The sequence below is a fragment of the Vibrio sinus genome (assembly GCF_023634645.1).
Taxonomy (GTDB): Bacteria; Pseudomonadota; Gammaproteobacteria; order Enterobacterales; family Vibrionaceae; genus Vibrio; species Vibrio sinus.
The window spans coordinates 96,245-108,378 of record NZ_JAMKMR010000010.1; the positions used below are offsets into that span (position 1 = coordinate 96,245).

11 protein-coding genes are annotated in these 12,134 nt (G+C 44.1%); 1 reads left to right on the forward strand and 10 read right to left on the reverse strand.

Going from position 1 to position 12,134, the window contains the following annotated elements; all coding sequences use genetic code 11:
• Positions 1-10 precede the first annotated feature (10 nt).
• The 8 genes from ribD to M9194_RS12200 form a co-directional block, all read right to left on the reverse strand.
• Positions 11-1,117, reverse strand: coding sequence for a bifunctional diaminohydroxyphosphoribosylaminopyrimidine deaminase/5-amino-6-(5-phosphoribosylamino)uracil reductase RibD (gene ribD, locus M9194_RS12165; RefSeq protein ID WP_250612918.1), 1,107 nt, complete (start codon positions 1,115-1,117; stop codon positions 11-13).
• A gap of 12 nt (positions 1,118-1,129) precedes the next feature.
• A complete protein-coding gene (gene nrdR, locus M9194_RS12170; RefSeq protein ID WP_250612919.1) occupies positions 1,130-1,579 on the reverse strand; it encodes a transcriptional regulator NrdR in 450 nt (149 codons plus the stop codon).
• A gap of 56 nt (positions 1,580-1,635) precedes the next feature.
• Complete coding sequence (locus M9194_RS12175) at positions 1,636-2,886, reverse strand: glutamate-5-semialdehyde dehydrogenase (RefSeq protein WP_250612986.1); 1,251 nt, start codon at positions 2,884-2,886, stop codon at positions 1,636-1,638.
• Positions 2,887-2,907: 21 nt separating this feature from the next.
• Complete coding sequence (gene proB, locus M9194_RS12180; protein WP_250612920.1) at positions 2,908-4,047, reverse strand: glutamate 5-kinase; 1,140 nt, start codon at positions 4,045-4,047, stop codon at positions 2,908-2,910.
• A 180-nt stretch (positions 4,048-4,227) separates the two neighbouring features.
• Positions 4,228-4,617 (reverse strand): sigma factor-binding protein Crl, encoded by a 390-nt coding sequence (gene crl / locus M9194_RS12185; protein WP_250612921.1) that lies wholly within the window; start codon positions 4,615-4,617, stop codon positions 4,228-4,230.
• A gap of 85 nt (positions 4,618-4,702) precedes the next feature.
• Entirely contained in the window at positions 4,703-5,950 is a 1,248-nt protein-coding gene (gene frsA, locus M9194_RS12190; RefSeq protein WP_250612922.1) for an esterase FrsA, read from the reverse strand.
• Positions 5,951-6,049: 99 nt separating this feature from the next.
• Positions 6,050-6,514, reverse strand: a complete 465-nt coding sequence (gene gpt / locus M9194_RS12195; protein ID WP_250612923.1) for a xanthine phosphoribosyltransferase — start codon at positions 6,512-6,514, stop codon at positions 6,050-6,052.
• A gap of 29 nt (positions 6,515-6,543) precedes the next feature.
• The gene (locus tag M9194_RS12200; protein ID WP_250612924.1) at positions 6,544-7,833 is read right to left on the reverse strand and encodes an NCS2 family permease; all 1,290 of its coding nucleotides are present in this window, start codon (positions 7,831-7,833) and stop codon (positions 6,544-6,546) included.
• Between the two features lie 762 nt (positions 7,834-8,595).
• Here M9194_RS12200 and M9194_RS12205 point away from each other — a divergent pair.
• On the forward strand, positions 8,596-10,068 hold the full coding sequence (locus M9194_RS12205; RefSeq protein ID WP_250612925.1) for an aminoacyl-histidine dipeptidase: 1,473 nt from the start codon (positions 8,596-8,598) through the stop codon (positions 10,066-10,068).
• 81 nt (positions 10,069-10,149) lie between these two features.
• Here the strand turns inward: M9194_RS12205 and M9194_RS12210 are convergent, their stop codons facing one another.
• Positions 10,150-10,896: a DUF2884 family protein gene (locus M9194_RS12210; RefSeq protein WP_250612926.1), complete on the reverse strand. Its 747-nt coding sequence runs from the start codon at positions 10,894-10,896 to the stop codon at positions 10,150-10,152.
• A gap of 40 nt (positions 10,897-10,936) precedes the next feature.
• Complete coding sequence (gene dinB / locus M9194_RS12215; protein WP_250612927.1) at positions 10,937-12,013, reverse strand: DNA polymerase IV; 1,077 nt, start codon at positions 12,011-12,013, stop codon at positions 10,937-10,939.
• Between the last annotated feature and the right edge of the window lie 121 nt (positions 12,014-12,134).

Genomic DNA, 12,134 nt, shown 5'->3' on the forward strand with positions numbered 1-12,134 from the left:
AATATCGTTACTATTGTTTGTCTTCAATCGTTGCAATGAGGCGCAAATCGGGCCCCACTCGGCGCACATCCTTTATCTCGATGTTTATCACATCTTGCATAGATTGCAGCCCAAGCGCTCCAAATAGACCTTTTCCGTCACTGCCCATGATTTTAGGCGCTAGATATAACACTAATTCATCCACCAACCCAGCTTTAATTAGCGAACTCGCTAATGTGGCACCTGCTTCAACCCATAGATGGTTAATGTGATGCGTTGTAGCTAGAGAGCGAAACAACTCTGCTAGATCAAATTGGCCATCTTGATTGAGCTTCGCAGCATATTGCCCGGCTTGGTTACCAACGACGATCACCTCACCATCGGTATTGAACAGCTTTAAAGAAGGATTAAGCGTTTGATTTTTATCTAAGACAACTCGTACAGGTTGCCTTAACTGAGCTTGATGGTACTTCTCTTGACAGCAATCGGGAAGCTCAGTCCAGCGAACATTGAGTGAGGCATTGTCATCCGTTACCGTTTTGCTTGTCGATAACACGGCGCAAGATTTTGCTCGAAATAGCTGCACATCACTGCGAGCTAGCTTTGAAGTGATCCACTGGCTTTCACCATTAGATAGTGCTGTTTGCCCGTCAATACTCGCCGCCATTTTTAGTTGAACGAACGGCAAGCCCGTTTTCATGAGTTTGATAAAACCGCGGTTAAGCATTTCAGCTTCTGGCTGCATTAGTCCTACCAACACTTCTATGCCCGCATCTCTTAGCATCTTGATGCTTTGACCTGCAACCTTGGGATTCGGGTCTTTCATCGCGCAAATAACTTTGCTCACGCCAGCTTTGATCAACGCTTCAGAACAAGGAGGCGTTCTGCCATAGTGTGAACAAGGCTCTAGCGTTACATAAGCCGTCGCGCCTTTGGCTTTGTTACCGGCAGCTTTCAGTGCATGGACTTCTGCGTGAGGCTCACCAGCCCGATAATGGAATCCCTCACCCACCACATCATCGCCATGAGCAATCACACAGCCGACATTGGGATTCGGAGCCGTAGTGTACATGCCATTTTTCGCCAGTTCGATGGCGCGTAGCATTAGTTGATAATCTATTGAACTGTATGTAGACATCTTGTCGCCAAACTAATCTTCTAGCCGGGCGATTTCTTCGCCAAATTCGCGGATATCTTCAAAGCTTCGATACACTGATGCAAAGCGGATATAAGCCACTTTGTCCAATTCTTTGAGCTGCTCCATAACCAAGTTGCCTATCATGGCACTCTCCACTTCTCGCTCGCCTGTGGCTCTTAAGCGAGATTTAATCATACTAATTGACAGCTCAATTGAATCTGCGCTAACAGGCCTTTTCTCTAGCGCACGCTGAATACCGCCTATCATTTTATCTTCATTAAATGGCTCTCTGTTGCCATTAGATTTAACAACTTTCGGCATGACCAACTCAGCGCTTTCAAATGTAGTAAAGCGCTCGTGACATGCAAGACATTGCCGCCTTCGCCTCACTTGGTGGCCATCGGCAACTAAACGTGAATCAATGACCTTTGTGTCATTCTCTGAACAAAATGGACAATGCATATTACCTCCATGACATCATGTATCTAGGGCACATCTCTAAACACATGATAACAACTCTAGCCTCGTGACAAATAATCCGCTTTCCCAACCCACTTATAACTGGTGAGTTCTTCAAGCCCCATTGGGCCACGAGCATGCAGCTTTTGCGTCGACACAGCCACTTCAGCGCCAAGACCAAATTGCGCCCCATCGGTAAAGCGAGTTGAAGCGTTCACATACACTGCCGCACTATCGACAGCGTTAATAAAACGCTCTGCATTTTTCAGACTGTTGGTCATGATGGCATCTGAATGACTGGCATTATGATTACGCATATGTTCGATGGCTTCATCGATATTTTGAACCACTTTTATGCCAAGCGTCAGGCTCAGCCATTCTGTATTGAAATCCCCTTCTTTAGCATCAACTAGGTTATCAAGATGACTTAAGTGGGCTTTTGCTTTAGGTTCTGCGACAAATTTCACGCGGCCGGATAACTTATCGGCTAACAAAGGTAGCACTTGAGCGGCCACTTTTTCATGCACTAGTAGGGTATCGACGGTGTTACAGGTTGATGGGCGCTGCGTTTTCGCATTTTCGACAATATCGACTGACTTAGATAATTCAGCACTCTCATCAATGAATATATGACTAATACCAAATCCACCGATAATTACCGGTATGGTGCTATTTTCTTTGCACATTTTATGTAGCCCGGCGCCACCTCGAGGAATGATCATATCCACGAACTGATCCAGTTTGAGTAACGCAGAGACCAATTCCCTATCTGGCTTTTCGATGTATTGTACAGATTCGGACGGCAACCCTGCTTTTTGCAAGGCAATTTGAATCACTTTAACGAGTTCAATATTAGTAAAAAACGTTTCTTTTCCGCCTCTCAAGATACTGGCATTACCTGTTTTGAGGCAAAGTGCTGCGATATCAATGGTGACGTTTGGTCTCGCTTCATAGATAACACCAACCACACCCAGTGGCACCCGACGGCGCGCCAATGACATACCATTTGGCAACACTTTGCTGTCGATTTCGCTACCCACAGGATCAGCCAAGCCAATCACATTTCTCACATCATCGGCAATGGCTTTGACACGCTGCTGATTAAGCTGCAATCTATCTAGCATCGCCTCACCTAGGCCAGCTTCTCTGCCTAGCGTAATATCTTTTTCATTGGCCAATAATATCGCGTCGCAATTTAGCTCTAGTTGATCCGCGATGGTCTGCAAAGCTAAATTTTTCTGTGTGGTAGAAGCTGTCGCTAAGTGATACGACGCGCGTTTTGCAGCCTCACCCATTTTAGTAAGATCCAACATCTTTCCCTTTCTCTTGCGTTAGTCTTGTATCACGACAAGATCATCTCGGTGAATTACTTCAGAGCCGTAGTCATAGCCCAGTATATTGACGATATCCTTGCTGTGCTTGCCAACAATTTTAGCCAAGTCAGTACTCGAATAACTAGACAGCCCTTTTGCGATCAGATCGCCTTGTTTGTTTGTTACTCTCGCTACATCACCACGGGCAAACTGGCCTCTGACTTTAATGACACCTTTAGCCAGTAAGCTGCTACCTTTGTTAATCACCGCAACGACTGCACCATCATCAATCACGATATCGCCAACCGCAGCGGGACCGGCAAGTATCCACTTTTTACGGTTTTCCAGTGCTTCTTCCAGTGGTAAAAATCGAGTGCCTTGGGGCGTATCACTCATACTATCTAGAATAACATTGTGCGCACTTCCCGCGGCAATCATGACTTCAATACCCGCTCGCCTTGCAATATCAGCAGCCTGTAATTTGGTTGCCATCCCTCCTGTCCCTAAGGTCGTGCCGCTACCTCCGGCAATTTTTCTCAAAGTAGCATCTATGGCGGTGACTTCTTTAATCAGCTGGGCATTGGGGTCTTTACGAGGATCGGCGGTAAACAGGCCTTTTTGGTCAGTCAGCAGCAACAACTTATCCGCCGCACATAAAATACCCACCAGCGCGCAAAGATTATCGTTATCTCCTACTTTGATTTCGCTAGTGGCTACCGCGTCATTTTCATTCACTACTGGAATAATGTCATTATCGACGAGCGCATTAATAGTGTCTCTGGCATTGAGAAAGCGCTCTCTGTCTTCAAGATCGGCGCGAGTAAGAAGCATCTGCCCTATTTTCATTCCATAGATAGCAAACAGTGACTCCCACACTTGAATAAGTTGGCTTTGCCCCACCGCAGCAAGCAACTGTTTGCTCGCCATGGCGTTAGGCAATGCTGGGTAACCTAGGTGCTCACGTCCCGCCGCCATTGCACCTGAAGAAACAATGACAACAGAGTGGCCCAACTTTTTTAGTTCCGCACATTGGCGGACCAAGTCCACCATATGTGCTCTATCAAGCGCTAACGTGCCTCCGGTCAGGACGCTCGTGCCCAACTTAACGACAATAGTCTTGCCTGAAGCATCACTGCTTGTTTGTTGTTTCTCTGCCATATCCATGTCTAATGTAGAAATTGTAACTGAGAAGATGTTTTAACAATCCGTAGACAATTAAACAAGAAAAAAGGTGCCAAAAAGCACCTTTCTATAAAATAGCAGTATGTAAAATGGAGTTACGCCGAAAAGTAAACGTTAAAGTTATAAAGCGAGGCCATTTCAGGGAAGTGACTCAAACTAGACAAACTCTACCGACTCTTCATGCATTTTCACTTTCAAGCTAAACTGATTGCTGAGTGTTTCTATTAACTTCTTGTGGAAGTCTTCTTGAGTCCGATTCACCTCTGAGACGGCTTTTTTCGGGATGCTATGGGCTTCCCATACTCCTTCAAGGTTGTAACGTCCAATATAGTATTTTGCCGCAAAGCCACCTTCCCCTTTCTCAAGCTCCAACCACCACCCCCAAAATTCTCTTTCTTCTGGAGATTTCTTATCATTCACACAAGCTGCCAAGCAATCAAACAAATAGTACCCTTCACTTGATTGGGGCTCTCTCAAATAGGGGCCAATGGCTTTTAAGGCAGATAACAAACGATAGTGGGTCGGGTGCTTGATCACATCAGACATATTGCTTCTCCATTTCAACATTAAGCATGATGGTAGGGTATTTATAAATTCCTTATTAACATGCTTAACTATAAAACTGGAAATGTCATCTAAATAGCTCTTTTTCCAACCACTTTATCGCTAAATCGAGGGATTGCTCATATCCCTGTGAAATTTTATTACTACTGATTTTCTTTGCTTCGCCACCATGACTAAATAGCGCCACAAGCTGATTATCCGAGTATGGAGAAATAAAATCATTTTCTAGGCTCAAAGCCATAATCGGTACTCGGGTCTTTCGGCTTGTCAAAAAGCCCTGCACTTTCAATGACCAAGCAACAAGCTGCCTCGACAAACTATTTAAATCAACCACCGATTTCCCCAACCTTGATGCAAGCACATCAACGTACATTTTCGGCATGCCTGACATCTTGCTGGGCGACGATAAGATATCGTGTACGGGCGCACCTAATGCGACACACGCTTTAATTTTCGTTTGCTCTAGAAATGACAGACGAATCATAGCATTACCACCAAACCTAAAGCCAAATAGGCCCACTTTATGGTGATCGACCCAAGGGATTTTTGGTAGTTCATTTAACACCGCTTGGTGCAAACAACTGGTGTCTTCGGTTAACGGCCAATGCTTGCTATGCCCCAAAGAGGGCATATCAACCGTCAACATAGCAATATCTTTTTTCGCCAAGTAGTCTCGGAACAGACGCCACATATCCGTTTGCAAACTGTCTAAACCTGCGCTGACGATAACTACAGGTTGTGGCTTTTCGGTGTTGGAAAGGTGCAAGTTAGCCACAATTTTCTTATTTTTATACGGAACCTCGATAGGCTTTATCACGTATTTGGTTTTCTTCGCTGCCTCTGTATAAGCATTGTTCGCCAGAGTTTGTGCTTGACGAGCTAGCGTGTCATTTTTTATATGCGGGTAGCCTGCAATGCTAAAGCATAGTGACGCACTAAACAGTGAATTAGCAGCATCTTCTCCCTCTAAATCGTGCGCTCGTCTTTGGTATTTCATACCCAGTTTGGTCCACTCAAACGCCCAATTACCACTTCGGTAACCCATGACAGTATCTAACCAATCATCGTGCGTGCGCGAATGGATTGAGCAGGCGATCCTGGCGAGCACTTCTTCTTGATCAATAGGGTCAACGCCTTGCCAAACCCACTGAAGTCTTCGCACCGTTCTATACCACGCCATACCATTTTCTTTCTTATTTTGCTCTAATATGGTTTCGCTGCTGGGAAGATAATCTGTCAATGCAGAGGTCTCTTTGGCCTGCTTGTGCTTTGCAAATAGCACTTCGGATAAATTGGTATTGGATATCTCTGACATGTCTTTATCTAATCTATTGAGGGGTGGCTTTGGCCTCTATCTTAATCAAAAAAATGACCCTTAAAAGGGCCATTTCGCAATTTAACTGCCAAGAGTGGATTATTTTCTCTTGCGGTTGATTGGTTCAACATAGCCAAATGCCATGTCCCAAGGTTGTTCAATCCAAGTATCTTGAGCAATATCAACCACATACTCATCGACCAAATCACTACCTGCAGGTTTTGCGCACACAGTAACAAATTTTGCTTTCGGGTACATCTCACGGATCTTTCTTGCCGTGTCACCACTGTCTACTAGATCATCGATGACCAAATACCCTTCACCATCATGCTCTGGCGCTTTCAACACGCTCATATCTCGTTGGTGATCGTGGTCGTAACTCGAAATACACACTGTATCAACGTAGCGAATGCCCAACTCTCGAGCAAGAATAGCAGCAGGGACTAAGCCACCGCGGCTAACCGCTAGAATACCTTTCCACTGCTCTGCTGGCATCTGTTTTTCAGCCAATTGACGACAGTAGCCATGCATCATTTCCCATGTGATAACGAATTTATTACTCATTGTATGACCTAACTTATTCAAATTATTGGTTAACCGATTGTGTACTTCACAATAAAAATAACAGCCATCACGTAAACACTGATGGATACTGTGCGCCCCTTACCGCTTAATATTTTTATTGCTGCATAAGAGATGAAACCAAACGAAATACCTTCTGCAATAGAAAACGTTAGAGGCATCAATAAACACGTGACAACGACAGGGGCCGCCTCGGTTAAATCTCGCCAATCTACGCTCACTAGTCCGGAAAGCATTAAAATTGCCACATAGAACAAGGCTCCAGAGGTCGCGTATGCTGGTATCATCCCCGCAAGTGGGGAGAAGAATAAAGCAAGCAAGAAGAAAACGCCAACAACAACTGCTGTGAGTCCTGTGCGCCCTCCTTCCGCTACGCCAGAAATACTTTCAACATAAGAAGTGGTATTGGAAGTGCCAAGCAGAGCACCAATTGACGTAGCTGTTGAGTCGGCAAGCAAGGCTCTACTCAATCTAGGAATTTTGCCATCTTTGCCTATCAAGTTCGCTTTTGATGCGACGCCAACTAAAGTGCCAGCAGTATCAAACAAATCAACAAAAAGAAAGGCAAATACCACTGAGATCATGCCGACATTGAGTAGGCCAGAAAAATCCAACTGCAAAAATGTTGGAGCAATGCTTGGCGGGGCCGACACAACCCCCTGCCATTGCACATCACCAAACACTAAGCCCAAAGCGGTGACGGCTAATATCGCGATCATCACGGCACCTTTTACGCCGCGCTGTACCAAACCAATGGTGACAAAAAAGCCTAAACAAGCTAAAACCGCATGCAAAGAGGTGATATCACCCAAAGTAACGAAGGTCGCCGGGCTTGCTACGACAATACCCGCATTTTTCAACGCGATAAACGCCAGAAATAAGCCAATACCTGCGGAAATCCCCGTACGAAGCGAAAGAGGGATGGAGTCAATGATAAGCTCTCGAATCTTGGCCAGGCTCAACAAGATAAAAAGGCAGCCAGAAACAAATACAGCAGCGAGTGCCACTTGCCAGGTGTATCCCATCCCTAACACAACGGAATAAGTAAAAAACGCGTTCAGCCCCATACCTGGCGCCTGAGCAATAGGTAAATTCGCCCAAAAGCCCATCACAAAACAACCAATGGCAGCAGCTAAACAGGTGGCGACAAACACCGCTCCATGGTTCATCCCCGTGGCAGACAAAATTGCTGGATTGACAAAAATGATATAAGCCATTGTTAAGAATGTTGTTATTCCAGCAACACATTCTGTCTTAGCGTTAGTCCCATATTGACTAAGCTTAAATAACTTTTCTAGCATAATAGCATCCGTTGTCTAGTAGAAAGCGAGCTAAAACCAGCAGGGCAATCGATTGGCTATGAATTATAAGTTCATAAAGTGCTATTTTCCACCTCTATTATTTTCGACGGGTTAGTGACTTAAATCGCAGGCCTACCATGAATGGATTAGGTCGTGGTTCAAATGGATAGTGAATTTTCAGGCATAAAAAAAGCCACTCAATTCGAGTGGCTGGTGAATCAATTCAGTTTGAAACTGTAAGTAAATTCTAAAATCAAGGGGGTACTTAACGACCAAAGAAGAAGTTGCTATAAGCGGAGAATCCTTAGTAACCAAAACTGGTTGGATATATAAACCTACCCGTAAACATGGCACCACGTTTCCAGTAAGTTGCAGATGGTAAACCTTTCATAAATATCACCTTAATAGTCAATTGAACACAGACAAATTACTCTCGGTTCCTTGGAGGCGATAGAACGGACTCATCCATTAAGCATTTTTCTTCTTTCGAAGTTGGTAATCAATATACCACAATGTAATTAAATTACAACTTCAAGTGATTGCAGTTTTTAATGGCGCACTATTTAATCAAAAAAGAATAAAAAAGGTAATAAATTTTCACTAATAGTGTTTTGGTGTTGTTTTCTATCATCACGCGTAGCTATGCAAAAATAAAATCTATCTATTTGGCGAATTTCCTTTCCTACAAGCTTGTATCTGGTGTTATTCTTGGCATCCTGTACGCCTAAATGAAGTAATACAATTATTAACTAGGAGTGAACCGTGTCTGATACTCATTCTGAAATTAGCACCCTATCGCCACAAATTGTCTGGCAATTTTTTGACAAGATTTGTTCAATCCCTCACCCATCCAAACATGAAGAAGCACTGGCACAATACATTGTCAGCTGGGCCACCAAGCAAGGCCTAGCAGTAAAAAGAGATGACGTAGGTAACGTATTCATTAAAAAGCCAGCCACACCTGGCATGGAAGGTAAGAAAGCGGTTGTACTGCAAGCGCACCTTGACATGGTCCCACAGAAAAATGAAGAAACAGACCATGACTTTGTTAAAGATCCAATTCGACCATATATTGATGGTGACTGGGTCACCGCTGATGGCACCACCTTAGGGTCAGATAACGGTATCGGCATGTCATCTTGCTTAGCTGTGCTAGCTTCCAATGACATTAAGCATGGCCCTATCGAAGTCCTTCTCACCATTGACGAAGAAGCTGGCATGACAGGTGCACAAAACTTACAACCTGGCTGGCTTGAAGGCGACATCCTACTTAACACTGACTCTGAGCAAGAAGGCGAAGTGTACATGGGGTGCGCAGGCGGCATAGATGGAGAGATCTCTTTCAACATCGATAGGGTCAAAATGCCTGCAGGCTACATTGCCCGTGAGCTCACTCTAAAAGGCTTGAAAGGTGGGCACTCTGGCTGTGATATCAATACTGGTCGGGGTAACGCTAACAAACTGGTAGCCCGATTCCTAGCCGCACACAGCCAAGAACTAGACCTACGTTTAATTAGCGTAAGAGGTGGAAGCCTGCGTAACGCTATCCCTCGTGAAGCGTTTGTACAGGTCGCTGTACCTGCAGAAAATCAAGCGAAACTTGAGGAGCTGTTCGCTCAATTTACCGCACTTATTCAATCTGAACTTGGTAGCATTGAGACCAGCATGGTGTCTTTCAATGAAGCGATTGAAGAGCCTGCCGATGTATTCTCCATGCACGATCAACAGCGCATCATCGCCACATTAAACGCGTGCCCAAATGGGGTTGTAAGGATGAGCGATGATATCGAGGGCGTAGTAGAAACTTCCTTGAACCTTGGCGTGATCACCACTGATGGCAACAAAGTGACTATCTTGTGCTTGATTCGCTCCCTAATTGATTCAGGTCGTCTGCAAGTTGAGAGTACATTGAAGTCAGTCGCGGAATTGGCCAATGCATCAATTGAGTTTTCTGGCGCTTATCCTGGCTGGAAGCCTGACCCTGATTCAGAAATCATGGCAATATTCCGTGATATGTATGAAGGTATTTACGGCAATAAACCAAATATCATGGTCATTCATGCTGGATTAGAGTGCGGCCTGTTTAAAAAGCCTTATCCAAATATGGACATGGTTTCGTTTGGCCCAACTATCAAATTCCCACATTCACCTGACGAAAAAGTAAAAATCGATACGGTGGCGTTGTATTGGGAACAAATGGTCGCTCTGCTAGAGAATATCCCAGACAAAGCGTAAGTTGTCTCCACGCTTTAATCTAAAAAGCTGGCATTGTTTGCCAGCTTTTTAGTTTTGCTACAAGAGAGTGTGCCCTTTACCTCACTGCTTAAAAATATTGTACCCCTTAAGCTGTGGAATGTTTTGTTGCAACGTAATCTCTTCCTTTTTCAACTCCTTGAGCGATTGGCACATTTTCACTCCTTGCTTCTTCAGTTCTCCCGAATGGGTTTGCAGCTGACCTTCAACTTGAGTTTTTAGTGACGATATCTTGTTACTGAACTCCGTCAAATTGATCCCACCATTTTGATTCATTTTAGATGACATCGCAGTGAAGGCTTGATTAACAAACTCACTATTAAATAACGATTTTGCTTTTTCAGCGTAAGCAGGCATCTCTTTTTTTGCCTTTGCAAAAGCATTGGCAGGCAGTATTAAACTGTCACCTTTATAATACTTATCTTGTATCTCGCCAACGAATGTCTTCAAAGATTGTTTGAAACGGTCAAACGCGCCTGGTGTGCCTAAGCTTTTCGATACCTCATCAACAACCCCATCTGCAAACGTTAGATTTTGCGCGATCAGACTTTTAAACTCTGGGGAGTATTTCGCTACTTTTTGTCTATAACTGTCTAGTAAGCGGCTTTGCTGGCTATCGAGTTCTACCTTTTTTCCGCCGACCACAAGATTATCCGCCGGATCTACCGATGCCTTCTGACCATTGGATTTGACAATAGTGATAGATTGACCAGTGATCTGAAGTTCATTGGCTAAATCTACCTTGCAAAGCGCCGCCCAACTTGAAAAACTCAACAAAAAAGCGATAACGCCTATAAAATATTTTGTCATGGAAATGATGTCCTATCTCTCATACATAAGGTCAACAGACCTACTCTAACTCTTCGAAAAAACTCAACTGCCTGTGCTGCTCTTCAGGTTTTAGCATCACATTCAAACCAAGTAAGCGAATTTCTCGGCCTCTTTGTCTCTTCAGGATCTCAACGAGCAGCTGTCTAAAATAATTCAGCTCAAGCATGGGGTGAACATGCTCAATGGTTGTCAATGTAAAGTCAGCGAATTTTACTTTTATCCCCTGTTTTGCGATTTCTTGGCTTGGGTTAGCTTTTTTCAGCCTCAGCTCTAACTCAGGGTACAATTTGGACTCAATCACTTCCCAGCATTGTTCAAAACTGAGTATATTTTCACTAAATGTTCGCTCAACACCAACGGATTTTCGCTCCCGTTCGATAACAATTGCTCGATTATCTATGCCTTGGCTCTTTTTCCATAGTGACGCACCTAATCGACCGAACTGACGCAATATCTGTCGATAATCACCAAGACGGATATCTTTGCCGGTATAGTAGCCTGCTTGATTGAGTTTCTGTATGCCAACTTTTCCAACTCCTGGTATTTTCTGCAGCGGTAAATCATCGATAAAGGTCTGAACCTCTTCAGGAGATATCACAAATTGTCCGTTAGGCTTATTAAAATCTGATGCCACTTTTGCTAGAAACTTAATTGGCGCTACCCCTGCTGACGCTGTAAGACCCAACTTATCAAAAATTTCTTGCCGAATAGCTGACGCAATCAAGGTTGCTGAGCCTTTGCAAAGCGGGCAGTCGGTAACATCAAGAAAGGCTTCGTCGAGCGATAGAGGTTCAATGAGTGGGGTATACTTGGCAAAGATCGTACGGATTTGAGCGGAGATCGACTTGTAAACTTGCATTCGCCCTCGGACTACGACCAAATTAGGGCACAACTTCTTTGCTTGAGCAGTTGGCATCGCACTTCTAATACCATACTCCCGAGCGATGTAGTTACAAGTACTTAAAACCCCACGCTGCTTTTCACTGCCACCGACCGCAAGTGGAATATTTCTGTAGTCTGGATTGTCACGCATTTCAACAGCAGCAAAAAAACAGTCCATATCTATATGTATGATTTTTCTGATTTTCTCCACCATTGCAACTTTTTAGGTATTGTATATATAAACAGTATACCTCTATCAACATTCTATGAGAATCAAAGATTGTACGGCGATAAAATCTGCTATAACTAACAATACGCCTTTATTATTTCCTTGT

Coding starts and splice junctions, on each gene's coding strand:
- ribD (WP_250612918.1), bottom strand. CDS start 1,117: ATGTCTACATACAGTTCAATAGATTATCAACTAATGCTACGCGCCATC.
- nrdR (WP_250612919.1), bottom strand. CDS start 1,579: ATGCATTGTCCATTTTGTTCAGAGAATGACACAAAGGTCATTGATTCA.
- proB (WP_250612920.1), bottom strand. CDS start 4,047: ATGGCAGAGAAACAACAAACAAGCAGTGATGCTTCAGGCAAGACTATT.
- crl (WP_250612921.1), bottom strand. CDS start 4,617: ATGTCTGATGTGATCAAGCACCCGACCCACTATCGTTTGTTATCTGCC.
- frsA (WP_250612922.1), bottom strand. CDS start 5,950: ATGTCAGAGATATCCAATACCAATTTATCCGAAGTGCTATTTGCAAAG.
- gpt (WP_250612923.1), bottom strand. CDS start 6,514: ATGAGTAATAAATTCGTTATCACATGGGAAATGATGCATGGCTACTGT.
- M9194_RS12200 (WP_250612924.1), bottom strand. CDS start 7,833: ATGCTAGAAAAGTTATTTAAGCTTAGTCAATATGGGACTAACGCTAAG.
- M9194_RS12210 (WP_250612926.1), bottom strand. CDS start 10,896: ATGACAAAATATTTTATAGGCGTTATCGCTTTTTTGTTGAGTTTTTCA.
- dinB (WP_250612927.1), bottom strand. CDS start 12,013: ATGGTGGAGAAAATCAGAAAAATCATACATATAGATATGGACTGTTTT.